Origin of the sequence: Streptomyces sp. NRRL B-3229, assembly GCF_000719505.1 — a bacterium.
Lineage (GTDB): Bacteria > Actinomycetota > Actinomycetes > Streptomycetales > Streptomycetaceae > Streptomyces > Streptomyces griseorubiginosus.
In genome coordinates, this window is sequence record NZ_JOGP01000003.1 from 398623 (window position 1) to 419963 (window position 21341).

17 protein-coding genes are annotated in these 21341 nt (G+C 72.3%); 8 read left to right on the forward strand and 9 right to left on the reverse strand.

What is annotated here, in order from left to right:
* Positions 1 to 6: 6 nt before the first annotated feature.
* The 3 genes from IF54_RS0106695 to IF54_RS0106705 all read right to left on the reverse strand — a co-directional run bounded on the left by IF54_RS0106695 (position 7) and on the right by IF54_RS0106705 (position 3310).
* Positions 7 to 1296: a chloride channel protein gene (locus tag IF54_RS0106695; protein WP_030315516.1), complete on the reverse strand. Its 1290-nt coding sequence runs from the start codon at positions 1294 to 1296 to the stop codon at positions 7 to 9.
* Between the two features lie 127 nt (positions 1297 to 1423).
* Entirely contained in the window at positions 1424 to 1834 is a 411-nt protein-coding gene (locus tag IF54_RS0106700) for a DUF7144 family membrane protein (protein WP_030315517.1), read from the reverse strand.
* Positions 1835 to 1963: 129 nt separating this feature from the next.
* On the reverse strand, positions 1964 to 3310 hold the full coding sequence (locus IF54_RS0106705) for a hypothetical protein (protein WP_234438920.1): 1347 nt from the start codon (positions 3308 to 3310) through the stop codon (positions 1964 to 1966).
* 192 nt (positions 3311 to 3502) lie between these two features.
* On the opposite strand from IF54_RS0106705, the gene IF54_RS0106710 reads away from it, so the two are divergent.
* Together IF54_RS0106710 and IF54_RS0106715 are read left to right on the forward strand one after the other, a co-directional pair.
* Entirely contained in the window at positions 3503 to 3946 is a 444-nt protein-coding gene (locus IF54_RS0106710) for a DUF6325 family protein (protein ID WP_199821183.1), read from the forward strand.
* Between the two features lie 85 nt (positions 3947 to 4031).
* On the forward strand, positions 4032 to 4316 hold the full coding sequence (locus IF54_RS0106715) for an SHOCT domain-containing protein (protein ID WP_030315521.1): 285 nt from the start codon (positions 4032 to 4034) through the stop codon (positions 4314 to 4316).
* Between the two features lie 163 nt (positions 4317 to 4479).
* Here the strand turns inward: IF54_RS0106715 and IF54_RS0106720 are convergent, their stop codons facing one another.
* Positions 4480 to 5565 (reverse strand): M12 family metallopeptidase, encoded by a 1086-nt coding sequence (locus IF54_RS0106720; protein ID WP_030315524.1) that lies wholly within the window; start codon positions 5563 to 5565, stop codon positions 4480 to 4482.
* A gap of 95 nt (positions 5566 to 5660) precedes the next feature.
* Here IF54_RS0106720 and IF54_RS0106725 point away from each other — a divergent pair, with 95 nt between their 5' ends.
* On the forward strand, positions 5661 to 7814 hold the full coding sequence (locus tag IF54_RS0106725) for a helix-turn-helix transcriptional regulator (RefSeq protein ID WP_030315526.1): 2154 nt from the start codon (positions 5661 to 5663) through the stop codon (positions 7812 to 7814).
* A gap of 90 nt (positions 7815 to 7904) precedes the next feature.
* Here the strand turns inward: IF54_RS0106725 and IF54_RS0106730 are convergent, their stop codons facing one another.
* Positions 7905 to 10472, reverse strand: coding sequence for a CHAT domain-containing protein (locus tag IF54_RS0106730; protein WP_030315528.1), 2568 nt, complete (start codon positions 10470 to 10472; stop codon positions 7905 to 7907).
* A gap of 147 nt (positions 10473 to 10619) precedes the next feature.
* Here IF54_RS0106730 and IF54_RS0106735 point away from each other — a divergent pair, with 147 nt between their 5' ends.
* Genes IF54_RS0106735 through IF54_RS0106745 form a run of 3 tightly spaced genes read left to right on the forward strand, consistent with a single transcriptional unit; the run spans position 10620 to position 13167 of the window.
* Positions 10620 to 12047 (forward strand): S8/S53 family peptidase, encoded by a 1428-nt coding sequence (locus tag IF54_RS0106735; RefSeq protein ID WP_030315530.1) that lies wholly within the window; start codon positions 10620 to 10622, stop codon positions 12045 to 12047.
* A 59-nt stretch (positions 12048 to 12106) separates the two neighbouring features.
* Positions 12107 to 12682, forward strand: a complete 576-nt coding sequence (locus tag IF54_RS0106740) for an RNA polymerase sigma factor (protein WP_030315532.1) — start codon at positions 12107 to 12109, stop codon at positions 12680 to 12682.
* Positions 12679 to 13167 (forward strand): hypothetical protein, encoded by a 489-nt coding sequence (locus tag IF54_RS0106745; RefSeq protein ID WP_030315533.1) that lies wholly within the window; start codon positions 12679 to 12681, stop codon positions 13165 to 13167. The genes IF54_RS0106740 and IF54_RS0106745 overlap by 4 nt, the downstream gene beginning before the upstream one ends.
* Positions 13168 to 13261: 94 nt before the next feature.
* Here IF54_RS0106745 and IF54_RS0106750 read toward each other — a convergent pair whose 3' ends face one another.
* On the reverse strand, positions 13262 to 14035 hold the full coding sequence (locus IF54_RS0106750) for an N-formylglutamate amidohydrolase (protein WP_030315535.1): 774 nt from the start codon (positions 14033 to 14035) through the stop codon (positions 13262 to 13264).
* A 47-nt stretch (positions 14036 to 14082) separates the two neighbouring features.
* On the opposite strand from IF54_RS0106750, the gene IF54_RS0106755 reads away from it, so the two are divergent.
* Entirely contained in the window at positions 14083 to 14412 is a 330-nt protein-coding gene (locus tag IF54_RS0106755; RefSeq protein WP_030315537.1) for a DUF5713 family protein, read from the forward strand.
* Positions 14413 to 14701: 289 nt separating this feature from the next.
* Here IF54_RS0106755 and IF54_RS0106760 read toward each other — a convergent pair whose 3' ends face one another.
* On the reverse strand, positions 14702 to 16921 hold the full coding sequence (locus IF54_RS0106760; RefSeq protein WP_030315540.1) for an NADP-dependent isocitrate dehydrogenase: 2220 nt from the start codon (positions 16919 to 16921) through the stop codon (positions 14702 to 14704).
* 206 nt (positions 16922 to 17127) lie between these two features.
* Between IF54_RS0106760 and IF54_RS0106765 the strand changes: the two genes are divergently transcribed.
* Complete coding sequence (locus IF54_RS0106765; protein WP_030315542.1) at positions 17128 to 18699, forward strand: M1 family metallopeptidase; 1572 nt, start codon at positions 17128 to 17130, stop codon at positions 18697 to 18699.
* A gap of 258 nt (positions 18700 to 18957) precedes the next feature.
* Here the strand turns inward: IF54_RS0106765 and IF54_RS0106770 are convergent, their stop codons facing one another.
* Both IF54_RS0106770 and IF54_RS0106775 read right to left on the reverse strand, forming a co-directional pair.
* Positions 18958 to 20043 (reverse strand): mechanosensitive ion channel family protein, encoded by a 1086-nt coding sequence (locus IF54_RS0106770; RefSeq protein ID WP_030315543.1) that lies wholly within the window; start codon positions 20041 to 20043, stop codon positions 18958 to 18960.
* A 195-nt stretch (positions 20044 to 20238) separates the two neighbouring features.
* Positions 20239 to 21225, reverse strand: a complete 987-nt coding sequence (locus IF54_RS0106775; RefSeq protein WP_030315545.1) for a lysylphosphatidylglycerol synthase transmembrane domain-containing protein — start codon at positions 21223 to 21225, stop codon at positions 20239 to 20241.
* Positions 21226 to 21341: the final 116 nt, after the last annotated feature.

The following is a 21341-nucleotide window of genomic DNA, read 5'->3' on the forward strand; positions in this document are numbered from 1 at the left end:
AAGGTGTCAGCCCGGCGTCCGGTCGCTCGGTCGCTCACCTGGCGCAGGGGCGGCCGGGCCCTGCGGCAGCCGCTGGACCAGCACGAAGGACATGACCGCGGCCAGCACGACCAGGGCCACCGTGTCCACGTTGCCCAGCAGCAGCACGACCAGGACGACGCTGCTGACGGGCAGGCGCAGGGCCGCGGTCACCGAGGCGGCCATGCCGACCGCCATCGCCGGGACCAGTCCCAGACCGGGCAGCGGCGCCAACAGCACCCCGGCCGCCCCACCCAGGAACAGGGCGGGAAAGACGGGACCACCGCGCAGACTGCCCAGACACAGTGCGTACGCCAGACCCTTGAAGGCAAGTACCGCGATCAGCGCTCCCACCGGCCAGGCGTGCGGGTCCTGCGCCAGATCGGAGAGGGTGGTCTCGCCCGACAGGGCCGCCTCGGCGGGGGAGCGGCCCGTGGCGACGGCGTAGAGGGTGATGCAGACCGCCGCTGCCAGCGCGCAGAGGGCGGTGCGGCGAACCGTCCGGGCCGCCGTGAACCGCGCCGCGAAGCGTCCGCCCACGAATGCCCCGTGGACGAGGAACGCGAGGGCGGGCGCCAGCAGCAGCGCCCACAGCACGTCCGCCCAGTCGAGCGGCGGCGGTGTGGGCAGGCCGATGTCCAGGCTCCCCGTCTCGAAGCCGGTCCAGCGGACGAAACCGGTGAAGATCAGGTCGCCCACTCCGCTGGCCAGCAGCGCGGGCAGCATCACCGCGAACAGTTGCGGGCCGCCCACCCCGGCCACCTCGATCAGCAGCACCGCGCCCACGATCGGATTCCCGAAGAGCGCGGAGACGGCGGCCGCCGCCCCGGCCGCACTCAGCAGTGCCGTGCTCGCGTCGGTCTCCGGGGCCCGCACCAGGCGCGCGAAGAGAAGTGCCAGCCCGCCGCCCATGGCGATCAGGGGTGCCTCGGGTCCCAGCACGGCACCGAGCGGCAGACCGACCAGAGCGGCGATCAGGACGCCGGGCAGCGCCTTTCTCGTGATGCCCCCCGAGTGCAGGCCGCCCGCGGGCACATGCCCGCCCCGGCCCGGAAAGCGGGCGGCGACCACGCCGACCACGAGACCGGCCGGGGTGAGCAGGGGCAGCGCCCACCACCAGGGAGCCTTCTCCCAGCCCAGGTCCTTGGGCCAGTCCGTCCAGATCAGCTGCTCCAGCTGATGGACCGCCACCAGGAACCAGAAGGCGATCAACGCCACCGGAACACCGATCAGGCCGCAGAAGACCAGGGCCCTGCGATATTCCGGCCGGCCCAGCATGGTCCTCAGCAGGTCGGCTTCCGGCGGCTGACTCCGTGCGGCGGGTTCGGAGCCGCTTTCCGGTGTCGGTGCGGCGATGGGTCCTCCCGGGTTCAGCGCCCCGGTACGGGGGCGGCCGGTATGCCGCTCAGCGTTCCCGACGCACAGTGCACAGGCCCCAGATGACGAAGCCGTACATCGCGATCAGGGTGAGCGACCAGAGGGGGTAGTACGGCAGTGACAGGAAGTTGGCGATGATCGCCAGCCCCGCGATGCCGACGCCGACGACCCGGGCCCAGGTGGCGCGGGTGAAGAGACCCGCACCCACGCACATGGCGATCACTCCGAGGACCAGTTGGATCCAACCCCAGCTGGTCAGATCGAACTTGAAGACATAGTTGGGTGTCCTCACGAACACGTTGTCGTCGGCGATGGCCATGATGCCCCGGAAGAGATCCAGGACACCGGCGATGAACAGCAGGACAGCGGCGAACACCGTCAGTCCGCCGGCGGCGGCCTGGGCGGTCTCCGAGCGGCGGTGCGTCGTGGGTGTGGCCATGATCGATTCCTCTTTCCCCGGTGAGAGGCAGCAGTCAGTGCCTCACTTGCGAGCATCGGGAGTGATCCGGCGCTGGTGATCACCCGTGACGGGTGAGGTTCGCGCGGACGGTTCACCCGGGGAGCCGGGTCAGTGCGCGGCCGCTGCCCCGGCGCCCGTGCCGGAGGACGGGGCGGAGCCGTCGTGGTCCAGGAACTCCCGGATCGCGAAGGCCACCAGCGTGATCACCGCCGTCCACACCACGACCGCCGTGGTGGGATAGGTCCAGGTGAACAGGACGATCGCCGCGACCACCAGGATGACCACCCCGATCCAGCGCTTGAAGCGGTGGACGAACCGCCCGACCGCCCCGAGCCGAAGGCCCGCCGAGGTCGTCACGTCACGCAGCGAGCCGATGCTCCTGCGGCAGGCGGTACGCGTGACGACGGCGACCCGGGACGGCCCGGCGAGGAAGGCCCCGGCAGCGGTGAACAGGGCGACCGCGGCGAGGGCACGGATACCGGCGCGCAGGAACTTGACCAGGGCGTCGTACACGGACCCCGCGGCGGCCTCGGAGACGCCGGACGGCAGATGATTGAGGTAGACGTCGCGGAAGACGGTGAGGCCGAGCCCCAGGATCACCATGGCGACGAACACCGCGAGGGCAGCCCCGATCAGCGCGTGCCGTCGGTTGAACGCCACGTACACCCCGGCGGCCGCGATCAGCAGCGCGATGAGCGGCAGCCAGCCCCCGAGGAGCTCCAGCACTCTCACATAGGACTTGATCTTGCCGAGGTCCTTCGACTGGAACACCACGAAGTTCGTGTGGACGGCCGGGATCTTGGCGGCGGGCGTGAAGCCGGCGGCGACCAGCTGGTCCTTGACCTCGGCGACGATCGGGCCCAGGTCGACGACGACCTGGTCGTTCTCCACCTTGACCGTGCTGCCGTCGGTGTGTCCGGTCAGGGCCTTGTCCAGCGCCGCGTGCGCCCTGCGGTTGCCGTTGACCCAGACCCTCTCGAAGGCACTGCTGGTGACCACCCGCTCCACGGTGCCGCTGACCAGCTGCTTGAGCCCGCTCTCGATCGGGCCGTCCAGATTGCCGATCAGCTTGGCCGCCTGCGGTGGCACACCCTTCGCCGAGGCCGCGTCGGTGAGCTGTTTCACCAGCGCGTCCACGTCGATCTGGGCCAGGACGGCGGTGGTGATCCGGTTGGTGGCCGCCTTCTGGACATCCGGGTCGCTAGCCAGCGGGCCGACGGTCTTCACGTAGCGGTCCGTGTCCTGGACGATGCTGTTCGCCCACACCGCCACGACGGACAGCATGGCCAGCAGCGCGGCCAGAAGGATCAGCAGGACCGAGCCGAGCGTGCGGAAGGGGTGGTGCCGCGTCGCGTGCGGCGGTCCGCTGCTTTCCAGGGCGTGAACCCGTTTCCTCAGTTCGGCCAGTTCACCGCGCTCGTCGCCCGAGAGCTGTTCGTCACCGCTAGCGTTCATGGACACCAGCACAGACGGCATTCGTGAAGCGCGCGATCCTGGTGCTCCGGACGGGTGAACGGCGCACCGAGGTGCGAGGGCCGCGCTCCGGTGATGCAATGGGCTCAGCAGAGCCCCGGGGGACGTCGAGGCAGGGCATCAGGGGGCGACGGCCGGTCGGGGGAAGCAGCCACGAGCACCAGAGGTGACGCCGTGAGCGACGAATTCGAAGACGTGGGCCCCATCGACTATCTGGTCGTGGAGTTCCCCGGCAACCGGATGACGGGTGAGGGCCTCCCCCTCCTGGTCGATCTCGTGGACCGGGGAATCATCCGGATCCTGGACCTGGTCTTCGTCAGGAAGGACGACGACGGCTCGGTGGCCGGCATGGAGATCACCGACTTCGACGGCGACGGCCGGCTCGACCTCGCCGTCTTCGAGGGAGCCTCGTCAGGGCTCCTCGGCCAGGACGACATCGACGAAGCCGCCCAGGCGCTGGAACCCGGCTGTTCGGCAGGCATCCTGCTCTACGAGAACCGATGGGCCGCACCCTTCGCCGCCGCCCTGCGCCGCGGCGGGGCCCGGATGGTCGCCTCCGGACGGATCCCGGTTCCCGCGCTCGTCGCGGCCCTCGACGCGACCGAGACCGCCGATTGAGCCGACCAGGGCCGATCGGCACTGACGGACAGTCGGGAGAGCCGGGACAGCCGACAGAAGGCTGATGGATCGAAGGGAAACAGTCATGCCAGGTCTCCTCCGCGGGGTCGCGCGCACCGCTGTCGTCGCCGGAACGGCGACCGCCGTGTCGAACCGTGTGAACCGCCGACAGCAAGGGCGATGGGCGGCCCAGCAGGAATCCCAGGCGCCCCCGCCCCCGTCGTACTCCCAGCAGCCGGCGGCCGCTCCTTCGGCCCCCGACATGAGCGCCAAGATCGAGCAGCTGAAGCAGCTCGGCGAGCTGAAGACCCAGGGCGTGCTCACCGAGGCCGAGTTCGAGGAGCAGAAGCGCAGGCTCCTGGAGGCGTGACCCCACCGGGCCACCGGCACACGACCTGGAGGCGGCGCACCCCGCCCCGGAACGCCGCGCGGCCGGTGCTCGTCTCCCTCCCCCGAAGGCGACGAGCACCGGCCGTTCCCCCGGCGCCGGACAGTGGTCCAGCCTCGTCCGTGTGCGGTCCGTACGTGCCGGCTCACCAGCACATGACCGCGGTTTCCCCCGAACCCCACGCGGAGTACAGGCGCACACGGACGAAGTAGCGGCGGCCCTTCACGAGACGGGCCCTGAGCGTTGCGTTGCGCGGAGTGCCCCCGTCGTCGTGGCCGCAGAGGTAGCGGGCTTCTCCGTCCCGTTCCTCGAAGACCACCACGACGGTGTCAGCGTCGCCGAAGGTGCCCACGGTGTACTCGCGGGTCTCCGGCGGTTCCACGGTGAAGTCGGCCTGCCCGCCCGGCCCGAGCCCCAGCGGGGCGGACCGGAAGGGCACCAGCGCGGGCGGCCGGACCGGCTCGGTCGGCGGATACCAGCGCAGGACGTACTCCTTGTCGGCGGCCGACAGGGTGCCGGGCGGGTTGAGACCCGCGCGGAACTGCTCCGGTTCCAGGATCAGCCCCGCCCCGAAGGGGTACTCCATGATCGACTGCGGGTCCCAGACGGAGCCGTTGACCTCGTCCGGGTCGAGCTTGCGCAGGATGTTGAAGAACGTCCGGTCCCGGCTCCAATGGTTCGGCGGGCCCGCCAGATCGGTGTAGACGGCCTCCTCGTCCCAGTGGATCCCGGCGAACGGACTCTGGTGCTCGTGCAGCATGCCGAGCGCGTGCCCGATCTCGTGCAGGGCCGTCCCGCGCTCCCCGGGCGCGGTCAGGTCCCAGCCGAAGTTCATGGTGCGCTCGTTCACCCCGACCCGCAGGGCATCCCTGCCCACGGTCGACCAGGATCCGTCGCCGAGCTGGAACCCGATGCGCAGTTCGGCCTCCGAACGGTCGCCGACCTCGGTGAACCGCACCCCCACCCCGAGGTCCTGCCACTCCTGGAAGCACTCGCGCACCACGTCCCGCTGCTCCTTGGCGCCCACCCACGACACCCGGCGGTTCTGCCCGGTCCCCGGAACAGGAATGACCGACCCGTCGGAGTCGCCGTCGAAGAAGCAGTAGTGCAGGACCGTGCTGTTGACCCACATCCGACCGCCGCCGACGAGCGCGCTCAGCCGCTCGGCGGCCAGCCCCGGAGCGAACACCGGAGCCGACTGCTGCGCGAGGGAGCAGTAGCGAGCGGTCATGCGTCCCAGCGTGCCGCCGGGCGTCCGGGGGCGCCTGAGTCGGGGGCTACTCAAGTCCCCCTGTATCAGACCTGAGTAGCGGTGCTCTTGCTTCCGTGACGACATTCGAACGGGACGTGCCAAGCTTGCGGCTGCCCTGGCCGTTCACCGGGCGCCAGGACGAACTCGACCTGATCCGCGGGTCCGTGGCCGGCGGCCGGCACGGCATCGTGGTGACCGGTCCGGCGGGGCGGGGAAAGACCCGGCTGGTCACCGAGGCCGTGCGCGGCACCGACTGCGCGCGGGTGACAGGGACACCCGAGACCCGCGACCTCCCGTTCGCCGCCTTCGCACACCTGCTCCCGGACACCGTGTCCCTGCATCGCGCGGTCCAACTGCTTTCAGGCGTAAGGCTGTTGCTGGTCGACGACGCCCATCTGCTCGACGACGCCTCGGCCGCCCTGGTCCATCAGCTCGCCGTGCACGGCCGCACCCGGCTCCTGGTCGTTGCCACCGAGGGCGCTCGGGCACCGGGGGCGATCACCCGCCTGTGGACCGGGGAACTCCTGCTGCGCCTGGACCTGGAGCCGTTGTCCCGCGAGGAGACCGCACAGCTGCTCGCGGCCGGTGCGGGCGGTTTGGAGGCCCTCACCGTCAACCGGCTGCACCGGCTCTGCCAGGGCGATCTGCGGCTGTTGCGGGAGCTGGTGGGCGCGGTGCGCGAGCAGGGGCTCCTGTCCCGGGTCCCGGACTCGGGCGAGTGGGAGTGGCGGGGTCCGGTGCCGGTCACCGCGACCGTGCGCGAACGCCTCGCGGACCTCCTCGATCGCGCGGGACCCGGTGAGCGCGCCACCCTGGACCGCCTGGCGTTCGGCGAGCCGCTCCCCGTGGACGCCGACACGCTCGACCTGGGCGCGCTCGAGGCCCTGGAGGCGGACGGCCTGGTCCACATCGACGACCACGGCACCGCGAGCCTCGCCCACCCCCTCCACGGCCCGGTGCTCCGGTCGGTGGCCGGACGCCTCAGGGCTCGCCGGCTGGCCCGCACCCCGTCCGACCGTACGGCCGCCCTGGAGACCGAGACGACCGCCCTGGCGCGGGCCATCGCCGCGACGGACGTACGGGCCGTGCCGGCGCCGGTGGGGGAGTGGCTCGTGACCGAGGGCATCGGCATCCCGGCCCCGCACGCCGCCGTACGAGCCCGCTTCGCCCGCCTGCGCGGGCAACTGCGCGAGGCCGCCTCCTGGGCCCGGGAGGGCCTGCGCACCACCGCCGAAGACCACGCCTGCCGGCTCGAACTCGCCCTGGCGACAGCTCAGTCTGGCGAGGCGGGGCAGAGGGTGGCGCAGAGGGACGACATGCAGCCGGTGGGCGCGGGAGGGATCGACTGGGAGGGGGCGTCGACGCAGGCGCCCGGGCCGGGGCAGGGCGTGACGCAAGCCGACGGCCCGGAAAACATGGCGGCGCAGGTCGACCCCTCGGAACCCGCGGTGACGCGGACGGGAGCAGACCCCAGCCGAGCGCCCGTCCTGCCTGCGGCCCCCCAAGATCCCGGCTCCGCCGTCCGCGGAGGAACCTCCGGTGGAAGCGGCCCCTCGGTCCCCTCGGCCGTCCGCCGAGGGAGCCCCGGTGGCAGTCGCCCCTTGGATTCCTCCGCCGGACCGGCCGGTCGACCCGCCCCGCCTGACCCCGGCATCCCCACGCCCTGCTCAGCCGGCGCGGCCACCTGGTGGGCCGCCGCTCGCGGTGATCTCGGTGCCGCTCTGGACGCGGTCGGTGCGGAGCCGTACGACGCCGTGCGCCTCGGTGCGCCCGAGCGGGCCGCCGGCCGGCTGACCGGGGTCTTCGCCGCGCACGCCGACGCCCTCGCCCAAGGAGACGGACCCGCCCTCGACCGTGCGGCCCGGACGCTGGAGGAGCGCGGTTTCCTGCTGTTCGCGGCGGAGGCGTACGCCCAGGCGGCGCAGGCGCACCGCGACCCCGGCGCGGCCCGCACTTCCCGCACCCGGTCCGTCGCGCTGGCCCGCCGCTGCCAGGGCGCCCGTACCCCGGCCCTGGCGGGGCTGGTCCTCGGCGAACTCACCGCCCGCCAGCGGCAGATCGTCACCCTCGCTGCCGCCGGGCTCACCAACCGCCAGATCGCGGAGAAGCTGACCCTGTCGGTCCGGACCGTCGGGAACCACCTCTACGGCGCTTACACCCGCCTCGGCGCGAGCGACCGCGACGCGCTGCCCTGCCTGGTGGAGCTGCCCGAGGTACAGCCGGCCTGAGCCGGACTCGGACCGGGGCGGTCTGACCCCCAGTATTCGGGGGAGGGGTCAGGCCGCCCCACACCTCGCACCTCGCACCTCCGGCAGGGACTACGCCGCCCCGAACGCAGAGAACGCCCACCCGGTCGCCTGGTGCACCGAGTCCCCCGGCAGCGCGGCGCGCGCGTCCCGCAGCGCCTCCGCCATCGACGCCCCCGCACCGAGCCCCTTGTGCAGCGCGAGCATCAACGGCACCACCGCCTCGTCGTTGACCGGCGCACTGCACGCCACCACCCCCGCGGTACCCAGCGGCAGCAACGCGGTGACCAGGCCGAGCAGTTCATCCGCGCCGACCGACGCGAACCGGGCCGTGTCGCAGCAGGACAGGATGATCCGGTACGGGCTGCGCTCGAGGCGCTCGAAGTCATGGACGATCAGCGGCCCGTCCGCCATCCGCAACGAGGAGAACAACGGGCTGTCCGCCCGGAACGTGCCGTGCGCCGCGATATGGGCCAGCGCCGCCCCGTCCAGCTCCTCCAACACCCGCGGCACACGCGCCTCGTCGTACTCCAGGACGGTCGCCGCACCGTGGCGTCCGGCCAGTTCGGGCACCTCGGCGCCGCCGGTCGCAAGGCCCGGCCCGCGCACCAGGACCTGGCGTCCGCCGGCCGGCGGCGCGGTCCCGTGTGCCCGCAGCCAGCTGCTCGCCGACGGCGACACGCTGAACACCCGCTCCCGCAGCGACGGCAGCAGCGCCCACGGCACCCGGTGCAGCCTCCCCGGCGGCACCACCACGACCGGCCCGGAACCGAGCTGCGCCGCGGCCGGGCCCAGCAGCAGTTCCTCCAGCCGCCGCCCCGCCGCCTCCACCACCGGAAGCCGTGCCTCGGCACCCGGGTGGGCGAGCCGTCGCAGCCCCGCCTGGACGTGCTCGGCCTCGCGTTCCGCGTCGGCCAGCAGCCCGCCCTCGAACCGCCGCACCCGCCCCCGCCCGCACAGCAGCACCTGCACCCGCCCGTCCAGCACGGCCAGTTCGACCAGCCGTACGTCGTCACCGAGCCGTTCCAGCAGTTCGGCCGGGTCGAAGCGGTAGCCGTCACCGGGGGCGTCGCCCCGGATGTGGTGGGTGCGGGAGCGGATCTCCCGTTCCAGGCGCCGCTGTTCACGCTCCAGCGCCGGCACCGGCCGCCCCTCCATCCGGGCCGCCTCCGCCCGGGCGGCGATCTCCCGGAACGCGGTGAGATCGCTGAGCAGCCCGGGATCGGCCGGTGGGCGGGTCGGCGGGGCGGACAGCGCGGTGGCCCGCCAGCGCTCGCTCCACACCAGCAGCCGGCGCGGCCCGCCCGAGGTGAGCGAGGCACGCGCGGCCAGCGCGGCGAGCTCCGCGCCCTGCGCGGTGGCCCGGGCCCTGAGCTCGGAGGCGCCCAGGGTCGTCCGGTGGTCGTCGAGCACGTCCAGGCCGCGGCGGCAGGCCTCCAGGACCCGCCGGTCGGAGCCCACGGCCCGCGCCCACAGCGCACGGGCCGCCCAGCCCGTCATCCGCGCCAGCGGCGGCCCGCTGTGCCGACTGCGCGCGGCGACCTCCAGATGCCGCTCGGCGTCCTCACGCCACCCCAGGTCCAGTGCGATCCGGCCCGCCAGCAGCGAGGCCTCGGGGGCCGCGGGCGCGCCGAAGGACGCCAGCCGCTCCGCGACCGCCGCCGCGTCCGCGACCAGCCGCCCCGAACCGCGCCCCGCGGCGACCCGCGCCTCGATCAGCACCAGCCGGGCATGCGTCTCCCACCAGGAGCGCCGCTGCCCCGCGAACAGCCGTACCGCCAGGTCGGCCCGGGCGATCGCGGTGTGCGCGTCCCCCTCGACCCGGGCCGCCCGCGCGGCGGCGAGCAGCAGTTCCGCCTTCAGCGTCGACTGTCCGCCGATGCCGTCGAGGACCTTGATCGCCGCGTCGGCCTCCGCGAGCGCCTCCCGGGCCAGTCCCGCCGCCATCAGGACCTCGCAGCGCCGGACGGTGAGCATGAACGTCGGTGTGCCGAGCTTGGCGTACCGCTCCTGCGCCTCGTCCAGCAGCCGCAGCGCGGCCGGGACGTCCCCGGACCGGTAGGCGGCCAGGCCCCGGCTCTCCACCGCGTCGGCCTTGTCGTGCTCCTGGCCCGTGGTGTCCCACAGCGCCTCCGCCGCCGTGAAGTCGGCGTCCGCGCGCTCCACCGCGCCCAGCGCCAGATGCACGGTCGCCCGCAGGGTCAGCGCCCGCGCCGTCCAGATCACGTCCTCGGCCTGCCGCAGCACCGGGATCGCCCGCCGTACGTCCTCCAGCGCCGCCCTGTGCTGCCCCAGCACCCAGGACGCGTACGCCCGCCGGAACAGCACGCGGGCGCGGGTGTGCCCGCCGGAGACCTCGACCCCCCGCTCCAGCGCCGCGAGCCCCTGCCGGGTGCGCCCCGCGTGCACCAGCGCCACCCCGAGCGCGGCCAGCACGTCCGCCTCCCGGTCGGCCGACTCCGAGCGCGCCGCGAGATCACGGGCGCGGCGCAGATGGTCCAGGGCGATCCGCAGATCGCCCCAGTCCCGCTGCCAGATACCGATCACCTGGTGGGCCACGGAGGCGTGCAGCGGTGTGGGATCCGAGCCGAGTACCTCCTCTGCCCTCGCCAGCGCCTGGTTGGGGGCGGCGAACACCATCGGCAGAAGTTCGAGAACCGAGTCGCTTCCCGCTGTCACCCCAAGGATGGTAGTGCCACGGGTGGCGGGCCACACCGGTTCGGCGCTGTATCAATCACCGGTCCCGCGGCTCTGACTGACGACCGCCGCCCAGTGGGAGGACACGCCATGGCACCTCAGCGATTCCACGAGCAGTTCGACCAGATCCAGCGTTCCATGCCCGATGTCCCCCTGGCCCTCGGGCCCGACGACGCCTCGGAGTTCATCTACGAGAAGGGAGTCGTGCTCGCCCGGGACGGCCGCGACGCGGCGCTCGTCGAGGAGACCGTGCGCACCCACTTCACCGAGGCGACCGGCCTGACCGGCGACCACGTGCGCCGGGACAGCCCCGAGACCAACCGCTCGGGCATCACCCGCATCCAGGTCGGCGACCCGGGGCACGGAGACCGGCGCGGCGACCGCGCCGTCACCCACGCGCTGCGCGCCATGAGCGAGCGCGAGGGTCGCGCCGGGCGCCGGATCGTCAGCCGCAACCACGTGGTGTCGATCGCCGTCAACTCCTGCCCCGGCGACGAACCCGTGCCCGCCTCCCTCAGCCAGGGCACCAACCCCGCCCCGGCGGAGGCGGCTCACGACCCCGGCACCGCGGTGGGCGTGCTCGTCGTCGACAACGGCCTCACCCACGACCACGCGCTCGTCCCGCTGCTCGCGCACGTCGACGGCGACCTGCACGGCACCGAGACCGACGCGGACGGCAACCTCCTCCAGTACGTCGGCCACGGCACCTTCATCGCCGGTGTCCTCGCGGCCGTCGCGCCCAACACCGACATCACCGTCCGCAACACCCTCAACGACGCGGGCGCCATCCTGGAGTCCGAGCTCGGCGACCGGCTCTTCGAGGCCGTCGCCGACGGCTGGCCCGACATCATCAGCCTCTCCGCGGGCACCTCCAACGGCCGCACCGACGGACTGCTCGGCATGGACGCCTTCATGCAGGAACTGCGCGCCCACGGAACCCTGCTGGTCGCCGCCGCCGGCAACAACGCCAGCGCCAGCCCCTTCTGGCCCGCCGCCTACGCCGACCTGCCCGAGTACCGGGACGTCGTCCTGTCGGTCGGCGCGCTGCGCGGTGACGGCGAGTTCGGCGCCTGCTTCAGCAACCACGGCCCCTGGGTGAAGGTCTACGCCCCCGGCGAGCGCCTCACCAGCGCTCTCACCGGCTTCGACGCACCGGTGCCCTACGCCTACCAGCACTCCACCTACGAGGCCTGCCGGTACGGCTTCACCTATGTCTGCACCTGCCAGTCCCCGTCCCACGCCGGGGTGTTGAGCGAGGACGGCGGCACCGTCAAGCCGGACCAGGTGATGTTCGAGGGGTACGCGCACTGGAGCGGAACCTCCTTCGCCACTCCGGTCGTCGCCGGTCTGGTCGCCGCCCACATGACCGCGAACAAGGAGACCGACCCGCGTGCCGCCCGGAGCCAACTCCTCGCCGGCAACACCCAGTTCGCCGAAGTGCGCGGGGCGCACGTCCCGGCGCTGCGGCCGGCCGGCTGGCGTCCGGTGCCGGTGGTGCAGCGCCCGGTCGGCGCATGAGGGCCGGAGTGGTCCCTTCCACGGCGTACGATGACTTGCCGTACACGAGGGGTGGGACCGTGGACCGAGCAGATGTCGGTGGGCTGGTCCAGTCCGCCGTCGACGGCGACGCGGCGGCCTGGAAGGCGCTCGTGGAAGGGCTGAGCCCACTGGTGTGGTCGGTGGTGCGCGCGCACCGGCTCTCCGACGCCGACGCGCACGAGGTGTACCAGACCGTCTGGTTCCGTTTCGCCCAGCACCTGGGGAGGATCCGCGAACCCGACAAGGCCAAGTCCTGGCTGGCCAGCACCGCGCGCCACGAGTGCCTGAAGGTGCTCAAGAGCTTAAGGCGGCTGACGGTCACGGACGATCCGCAACTGCTGGACCGGATCAGCGAGGACCGTACGCCCGAGCAGTCCCTCATCGACTCCGAGGAGGCCGCCGCGCAGAGCGAGCGCGTGCGGCACCTGTGGCAGGAGTTCGAGGAACTCGGCGACCGGTGCCGGCAGTTGCTGCGCGTCCTGATGGCGTCCCCGAAACCCGGCTACCAGGAGGTGTCCGCCGCCCTGGGGATCGCGGTGGGCAGTATCGGACCACTGCGCCAGCGCTGTCTGCGGCGGCTGCGGGCGCGGCTCGAAGCCCGGGGGGCGGTATGAGCGACGACGACCTCGACGACCTCTTCACCGAAGAGGCCTTACCCGACGAGGAGTTGGCCCTGGATCTGCTGGAGGAGGAGCTCCGTCAGGCCACGGCCATCCTGGACCCTGTGCCGGCGGCCCTGCGGCAGATCGCCGTCGAGGCGTTCGCGCTGCACGACCTGGACAGCCGTATCGCCGAGCTGTCCTTCGACTCGGTGGTCGACGCCCTCCCTGTGCGGGGAGCGGCGGCGGCGCCCCGGATGCTCACCTTCCACGCGGGCGAGGTGACGGTCGACGTCGAACTCACCGCGCAGGGCCTGATGGGCCAGGTGCTGCCGCCCCGGCCGGCCCGCATCGAGGTGCTCAGCGGTCCGCAGCCGGGCGCACCGCTCACCACGGACGACATGGGCCGCTTCACCTGTGAGGTGCCCCCGACCGGCCCGTTCGCCCTGCGCCTGCGAACCGACGAAGAGGTGATCGTCACCGACTGGCTGACGGTGTGAACCGCCTGTCCGGTGCGCGGTCCCGCGGCCGGACCGGGCACCGGGTCGAGCCCGGTCCCGGCCAGGTCGTGCGCGGAAGCGCTCCGGGCCGGGGTCAGCGCACGGCGTCCACGAGCGCGGCCAGGGCCCGCGCGAGCCGGTTCAGCCCCGGTCCGGCCGGGCCGCCCGGTTCCGTCATGTACGTGTCCCGGCGGATCTCCACCATCAGGGCACTCACGCGGGGATCGCGGCCGTAGAACTCCAGGGGCACGTACGTCCCGCTGAACGGGCTGTCCAGCCCGACCTCCCCGAACGCCTCCCGCGCCGCGGCGACCAGCGCGGGCGGCGTGTGGAAGGGGTCGGTCCCCAGACACACACGCGGCCGCGGTCCCTCGCCGTGCAGTTCGTACGGCAGCGGCGCGCTGGGATAGGAGTGCACGTCGATGACGACGGCCCGCCCGACGGCCGCGAGCCGTTCGGCGACGGCCTCGGTCATGGCCCGGGCGTAGGGCCGGAAGTAGCGGTCGACGAGCGGTTCCGGGTCGGTGTCCGCGGCCCGCAACGGCTCCCGCCCCGTGGTCCTGGTGTACACGGCCCCCATCCCCACGGCGAGCATCTCCTCCCGCTCGTCCGGGAACCGCTCGGGATCGACGACGAGCCGGGAGAGCCGGTTCACGAACCGCCACGGGGTCGTGCCGGCCAGCCCGGCCGCCTCCTCGGCGAGCTCCGCCGTGTGCGCGTCGACGATGTGGTCCAGCTCCCGCTCCAGCGCGAGATCGTCCAGCACGATCCCCGCCCGCACCTCGGCGGGTGTCTCCCGGGCGGAGTGCGGCACATGGAGGATCACCGGCGATTCCCCGGCACCGGGCAGGAGATCGAACGAGGGCATACGGCTGCTCCCGGGGCGTTGTCAGTGGCGTGGTGCACCATCTCAGCATGAACATCGACGACCAGCGGGTGGCGGCCCACCCGTTCCTCGACGCGCTCTACCGCGACGGCTGGTACCCCGACCGCGCGGTGGACCTCGGCAAGGAGATCCTGCTGCGCCTGTGCGCTCGCATCGAGGCCGACCGCCCCGCCGACCTGGCCGCCCTGTACGTCCTGACCCAGGCGGCCACGGAGGAGTTCAACGACCTCCAGGACGACGACTTCGACATCGAGACCGTGGCCCGCGAGGAGATAGCCGAGGAGTTCTGGTTCATCGCCCGGACCTACGGCTTCGAGGACGCGGACGTGGAGGAACTGATCGCGACTCGGGACTGGTGAGCCGCGCTGCGCCGGGCGCAGCAGGGGGTGCCGGGGCCTGTTGGTGGGCGGGTGCGAGCCGTCGTGGCTGGTCGCGCAGTTTCTCGCGCCCCTAGGGGGTGCAGTCGACGTGCGCCTTTGGCCGGGACCGCAGGTCTCGGGCACCTCCCGGTACGACCCGCCACCGTACGCGATCCGCCCCGAACGCGGCCCGCCCCGATCACACCTCCCCCCGGACACACCTCCACCCCGGCCGGACCGAAGTCGACCGGGGCGGAGAGGGGCGGAGCCGTCCCCGTGGGGACCGGCGTCAGCTCAGGGACGCCAGCGTCTCGTTCCATGTGGTGGACGGGCGCATGACCTTCGCGGCCTTGGCCGGGTCGGGCTGGTAGTAGCCGCCGATGTCGGCCGGCTTGCCCTGGACGGCGTTCAGCTCCTCGACGATCTTCTGCTCGTTCGCCGCGAGGGTCTCGGCGAACGGGCCGAAGGCCTTCGCGAGGTCCGCGTCCTCGGTCTGCGCGGCCAGCTCCTGGGCCCAGTACAGGGACAGGTAGAAGTGGCTGCCGCGGTTGTCGATGCCGCCGACGCGACGGGTCGGGGACTTGTCCTCGTTGAGGAAGGTCGCCGTGGCGCGGTCGAGGGTGTCGGCGAGGACCTTGGCCTTGGAGTTGTTCGCCGCCGTCGCGTACTGCTCCAGCGAGGGCACGAGAGCGAAGAACTCGCCCAGCGAGTCCCAGCGCAGGTAGTCCTCCTTGACCAGCTGCTGGACGTGCTTGGGCGCGGAACCGCCCGCGCCGGTCTCGAAGAGACCGCCGCCCGCCATCAGCGGCACGACCGACAGCATCTTGGCGCTGGTGCCCAGCTCCAGGATCGGGAACAGGTCGGTCAGGTAGTCACGCAGGACGTTGCCCGTCACCGAGATGGTGTCCTCGCCGCGGCGGATGCGCTCCACCGACAGCTTGGTCGCCTCGACCGGGTTGAGGATCCGGATGTCCAGGCCCTCGGTGTCGTGCTCCGCGAGGTAGGTGTTGACCTTGGCGATCAGGTTGGCGTCGTGCGCGCGGGTCTCGTCCAGCCAGAACACGGCCGGGCTGCCGGTGGCGCGGGCGCGGGTGACGGCCAGCTTCACCCAGTCGCGGATCGGCGCGTCCTTGGTCTGGCAGGCGCGGAAGATGTCGCCGGCCGAGACCGTCTGCTCGATCAGCACGTTGCCGGCCTGGTCGACGAGGCGGACCGTGCCCGTGGTCGCGATCTCGAAGGTCTTGTCGTGGGAGCCGTACTCCTCGGCCTTCTGTGCCATGAGGCCGACGTTCGGCACCGAGCCCATGGTCGAGGGGTCGTAGGCGCCGTTGGCCCGGCAGTCCTCGATCACGGCCTGGTAGACACCGGCGTACGAGGAGTCCGGGAGCACCGCGAGGGTGTCGGCCTCCTGGCCGTCCGGGCCCCACATGTGACCCGAGGTGCGGATCATGGCCGGCATCGAGGCGTCCACGATCACGTCGGACGGCACGTGCAGGTTGGTGATGCCCTTGTCGGAGTCGACCATCGCGAGCGCCGGGCCCTCGGCGAGCTCGGCGTCGAAGGAGGCCTTGATCTCGGCGCCCTCGGGCAGCGACTCCAGGCCCTTGTAGATGCCGCCCAGACCGTCGTTCGGGGTCAGACCGGCGGCGGCGAGCGTGGCGCCGTACTGCGCGAAGGTCTTCGGGAAGAACGCGCGCACCACGTGACCGAAGATGATCGGGTCGGAGACCTTCATCATCGTGGCCTTGAGGTGCACGGAGAACAGCACGTCCTCGGCCTTGGCGCGGGCGATCTGCGCGGTGAGGAACTCGCGCAGCGGGGCCACGTGCAGGACGGACGCGTCGACGACCTCGCCCGCGAGGACCGGTACGGACTCGCGCAGCACGGTGGTGGAGCCGTCGTCGCCGACCAGCTCGATCCTCAGCGAGCCGGCCTCGGAGATCACGACGGACTTCTCGGTGGAGCGGAAGTCGTCCACGCCCATGGTCGCCACGTTGGTCTTCGAGTCCGAGGACCAGGCGCCCATACGGTGCGGGTGGTTCTTGGCGTAGTTCTTGACCGAGGCGGGGGCGCGGCGGTCGGAGTTGCCCTCGCGCAGGACCGGGTTCACGGCGGAGCCCTTGACCTTGTCGTAGCGGGCCTGGATGTCCCGCTCCTCGTCGGTCTTCGGGTCGTCCGGGTAGTCCGGCAGCGCGTAGCCCTGAGCCTGGAGCTCGGCGACGGCGGCCTTGAGCTGCGGGATCGACGCCGAGATGTTCGGCAGCTTGATGATGTTGGCCTCGGGCGTCTTCGCCAGCTCGCCCAGCTCGTGCAGGGCGTCCGGGATCCGCTGGTCCTCGGTCAGGTACTCCGGGAACACGGCGATGATCCGCCCGGCCAGCGAGATGTCCCGCGTCTCCACGGAGACACCCGCCTGCGAGGCGTACGCCTGGACCACCGGCAGGAAGGAATACGTCGCCAGGGCCGGGGCCTCGTCAGTGTGCGTATAGATGATGGTCGAGTCAGTCACCGGGTGCTCCGCTCCACGTCTGCAACATTGCTCGACATCAAGATATCTCGTGATCCGGCGTGGCTCGACAGGGGTCCGGGCACGCTGTCCGAGAACCTGTGCATCCGCTGAGGCAACTCAGGCGTCCGATCTTGTGGTCATGCAGGTTGATCACACTCATCCGACGGCCGGACCCGACCAAGCCGGCCGCCCGACGAAAGCGGACCATGAGATATCGCTCCAGAGTGACGGCCCCGGCAGCCCTGCTCGGCTCGGTGGCGGCCCTGTCCCTGGCCTCCCCGGCGCACGCCGACTCCCCGGCCAAGGCCGGCGCCTCTCAGGCGGACGCCGACCAGGGGACCGGCACCCCTGGCCCGGAGACCCTGGGGGACTCCGTCTATCCCGGCCTCGGCAACGACGGCTACCGGGTCTCCGCCTACGACCTCGACCTCGCGTACGACGCCGGCACCCGGCTCGTCGAGGCGAGCGCGACGCTGACGGTCACCGCCACCCAGGACTTGAGCCGCTTCTCCCTGGACGCGTGGGGCCTGGACATGCGCACCGTGACCGTGGGCGGTGAGACGGCCGCCTTCGAGCAGGCGGGCGAGAAGCTGCGGATCACGCCCGCCTCCACGCTGTCCGCGGGGGAGACGACGACCGTCGTCGTGGTGTACGGCGCCGACCCGCGCCGCTCGCTCGCGCACACCGCCTGGGTGCCCACCCCGGACGGCTTCGCCGTCTGCCCCCAGCCGAACTCGGCGCACACCGTCTTCCCGTGCAACGACCACCCCTCTGACAAGGCGGACTTCACCTTCCGCGTCACCGTCCCGGCCGCCCTCAAGGGGGTCGCGAACGGGCGGCTGGTGAGCACGGAGGACCTCGGCGACGGGCGTACCGCGTACTGCTACGCCTCGCGGGAGCCGATCGCCACCGAGCTGGTGCAGATCACGGTCGGCGACTACGTGATCAAGGAACGGCAGGGGCCGCACGGACTCCCGCTCCGGGACGTCGTCCCGGCCGCCCGGGCCGCCGCGCTGGAGCCGGCGCTCGCCCTCACCCCGAACCTGGTGAGCTGGATCGAGCAGCGGCTCGGTGCCTTCCCGTTCGAGACGTACGGCCTGCTGCCCTGCAACAACGACTCCTCGACGGCCTTCGACTTCACGGGCCTGGAGACCCAGACCCTCACCCTGTACAAGCCGAACTTCCTGCTCCAGGCGGAGAAGAGCATCGGCTCGCACATGATGCACGAGCTGGTCCACTCCTACTTCGGCAACAGCGTCAGCCCCGCCACCTGGTCCGACCTGTGGCTCAACGAGGGTCACGCCGACTTCTACGGGCTGCTGTACCGCTACGAGCGCGGCTGGACCGACTCCCTCGGCCTGACGACGATGGAAGCCCGTATGAAGGACACGTACGCGCGCGGCGACCAGTGGCGCAAGTCCTCCGGCCCGGTCGCCGCCCCGAACGCGGCCAACCTCTTCGACAGCCAGCGCTACCTCGGCGGCGTGCTCGTCCTGTACGCGCTGCGTCAGCAGGTCGGCGAGACGGTCTTCGCCGCGATCGAGTCCACCTTCCTCGCGCGCTTCCGCAACGCCTGCGCCTCCACCGCCGACTACATCGCCGTCGCCTCGGAGATCTCCGGCACCGACCAGTCCGGCTTCCTGCGGGACTGGCTCTACGGCACGAAGACCCCGAGAATGCCGGGCCACCCGGACTGGACGGTCACCCCCGCCACCACGACCCTCCGCACCCCACAGAACCGCCCGAGCGCCCCGCACGACAACTCGGCGACGCTGTAACGAAGTTCACGCCCCGACACCGCCCCGGACGGCCGCGCGGCCCCGGCACTGCCGACCGTCTGGGGCTGCGGGGCTGCGGGTTGTGGGGCGGGCCGCGGGGCGGGCGGTGACGTGAGCTGCGGATGGGTGCCGTCCGAAGTCGGGCCGCCGTCCCGGCCCCGGTTACCGCCCCCGCCCGAGCCGGCGCACCCGGCAACCGCCCCCGGGCCCGCCACAGTCGACCCTCCCCAACGCCGGCCACATGCGGAAGCGCTCGACCTAGTCGAGCCGCCCCGGCGACACCGAGTCCGGCTCGTTCACCGTCTCCCCGCTGCGCTGGTGCGGGATCGACACCGAACCCTGCTGGATGGCCACCGTTCGTGTCGGGGCCGGGATCCGGATGCCCTCCTCGCGGTAGCGGCGGTGCAGTTGCTTGATGAACTCGTGCTTGATCCGGAACTGGTCGCTGAACTCCCCGACACCCAGGATCACGGTGAAGCCGATCCGGGAGTCGCCGAAGGTGTGGAAGCGCACCAGCGGTTCGTGTTCCGGGACCGCCCCCTCGACCCGGGTCATGACCTCCGTGACGACCTCGCAGGTGACCCGCTCCACGTGCTCCAGGTCGCTGTCGTAGGCCACCCCGACCTGGACCAGGATCGTCAACTGCTGCTCGGGACGCATGAAGTTGGTCATGTTCGTCTTGGCGAGCTCGCCGTTGGGGACGACGATCAGGTTGTTGGAGAGCGCGCGGACCGTGGTCTGACGCCAGTTGATGTCCTCGACGTAGCCCTCCTCCCCGCTGCTCAGCCGGATGTAGTCGCCGGGCTGGACGGTCTTGGACGCGAGGATGTGGATGCCCGCGAAGAGGTTGGCGAGGGTGTCCTGAAGGGCCAGCGCCACCGCGAGACCGCCGACACCCAGCGCGGTGAGCAGGGGCGCTATGGAGATGCCGAGGGTCTGGAGCACCACCAGGAAGCCGATCGCCAGGACCAGCACCCGCGTGATGTTGACGAAGATCGTGGCCGAACCGGCGACCCCCGAGCGGGACGTGGTGACCGTCCGAACCAGCCCGGCGACCAGCCGGGCCGCCGCCACCGTGACGACGAAGATCAGCAGCACGGTCAGGACCTGGTTGACGGTCCGCTGGACCGCCGACGTCAGCGGCAGCGCCGCCGCCGCGACCGCGACACCACCCGCGATCGCGGCCGAGGGCACCACGGTCCGCAGCGCCGCCACGATCACGTCGTCACCGCCCCACTTGGTGCGGTCCGCGTGCTTGCCCAGCCACTTGAGCAGCATGCGCAGCAGGAACGCCGCCACGAGGCCCGCCGCCACGGCGATACCGGCGACGACCAGGTCGTCCATGGTGAGATCCCGTTTGAATGCCGTCACATTGCCACCTGTTCGAAATTGCGGGACGTGCGAACGCGTCGGACCTGTGGACGTTCCGTGGCCGACGCGACCGCTCATCCTGCCGTATCCGGCGCAGGAGTTCGTACTCGGCGAAGGGCCGGAGCACCTGGTTTCGGACGAACCTCTGCCGCTCGCCGTAACCGCCGGTCAGATCACCTTCAGCCGCACCAACGCACCCAGCGTCAGCGCCCCCGGCACCAGCGGCACCCAGACCGTGATGATCCGGTAGGCGAGCACCACCGCCGTGGCCACGGCCGCCGGCCCGCCCGCCGCCACCAGCGCGACCACCAGAGCCGCCTCCACCGAGCCCACCCCGCCCGGGGTGGGCACCAGCGCCACCGCGCAGGTCGCCGCGAGGTAGGCGAGTGCCATGTGCACCGGCGGCACCGACAGCCCGAGCGCCTGCCCCACCGCTGCGAGCCCGGCGGCCTGGAGGGCGGGGAAGGCCAGCGCCCCGCCCCACAGGGCGAGGGCCCGGGACGGCCGGGAGTGCACCGAGCGGGCCTCGCACAGCGCGGTCCGCAGGAAGGAGCCGACGGCCGTACGGACCCGGCGGACCCCGGTGAGGACGCCCACGGCCACCACCACGACCGCGCCCAGCCCCACCAGCAGCGGACCGACCGCCGCGTCCGGCAGCAGCGCGCCGAGGTGCAGCGCATCGGGGAAGGCGACGAACAGCGCGGCCAGCAGGGTGAGGCGGCCGACCGACTCCGCGAGCAGATACAGGGCCAGCGCCGCCGAGGAACGCGCCAGCGGCACTCCGCACACGGTCATGAAGCGCAGGTTGACCGCGCTCGCGCCGAGGCCCGTCGGCAGCAGGTGGTTGGCCGCGCCCGCCGCGAACTGCGTGGCCAGCAGCCGCCGTCCGGGCAGCCGCTGCACCACGGCGCCCTGCCGGGTGAAGGAGGCCGCCACCCAGGTCAGACAGGTGGCACCGGCCGCGGCGACGAGCCACGGCCACTCGGCGTGCCGCAGATGCCCGAAACCCTCGGCGAGCACCGACCGGTGACGCACCGCCACGACGGTGACGAGCAGGAGCGGCAGCAGACACAGGATCTGGCGTGCACGAACATGGATACGGCGGACGGGGAGGCGCTGGAGAGGGCGTCCCGGGGGGAGTTCTACCGCGGTCACACCGGGAGACGTTCCACCCGCCGCGCCAACTGCGGGTTGCGGAAGCGGGGCCAGGGTCTTACGTGCGCTCATCGAATCCTTCGGTCGGACGGAACTGGTCAGGGCGTTGACCTCAA

Coding starts and splice junctions, on each gene's coding strand:
- IF54_RS0106720 (WP_030315524.1), bottom strand. CDS start 5,565: ATGACCGCTCGCTACTGCTCCCTCGCGCAGCAGTCGGCTCCGGTGTTC.
- IF54_RS0106750 (WP_030315535.1), bottom strand. CDS start 14,035: ATGCCCTCGTTCGATCTCCTGCCCGGTGCCGGGGAATCGCCGGTGATC.
- IF54_RS0106770 (WP_030315543.1), bottom strand. CDS start 20,043: ATGGACGACCTGGTCGTCGCCGGTATCGCCGTGGCGGCGGGCCTCGTG.
- IF54_RS0106715 (WP_030315521.1), top strand. CDS start 4,032: ATGCCAGGTCTCCTCCGCGGGGTCGCGCGCACCGCTGTCGTCGCCGGA.
- IF54_RS0106735 (WP_030315530.1), top strand. CDS start 10,620: ATGGCACCTCAGCGATTCCACGAGCAGTTCGACCAGATCCAGCGTTCC.
- IF54_RS0106745 (WP_030315533.1), top strand. CDS start 12,679: ATGAGCGACGACGACCTCGACGACCTCTTCACCGAAGAGGCCTTACCC.
- IF54_RS0106755 (WP_030315537.1), top strand. CDS start 14,083: ATGAACATCGACGACCAGCGGGTGGCGGCCCACCCGTTCCTCGACGCG.
- IF54_RS0106765 (WP_030315542.1), top strand. CDS start 17,128: ATGAGATATCGCTCCAGAGTGACGGCCCCGGCAGCCCTGCTCGGCTCG.
- IF54_RS0106700 (WP_030315517.1), bottom strand. CDS start 1,834: ATGGCCACACCCACGACGCACCGCCGCTCGGAGACCGCCCAGGCCGCC.
- IF54_RS0106730 (WP_030315528.1), bottom strand. CDS start 10,472: ATGGTGTTCGCCGCCCCCAACCAGGCGCTGGCGAGGGCAGAGGAGGTA.
- IF54_RS0106695 (WP_030315516.1), bottom strand. CDS start 1,296: ATGCTGGGCCGGCCGGAATATCGCAGGGCCCTGGTCTTCTGCGGCCTG.
- IF54_RS0106705 (WP_234438920.1), bottom strand. CDS start 3,310: ATGAACGCTAGCGGTGACGAACAGCTCTCGGGCGACGAGCGCGGTGAA.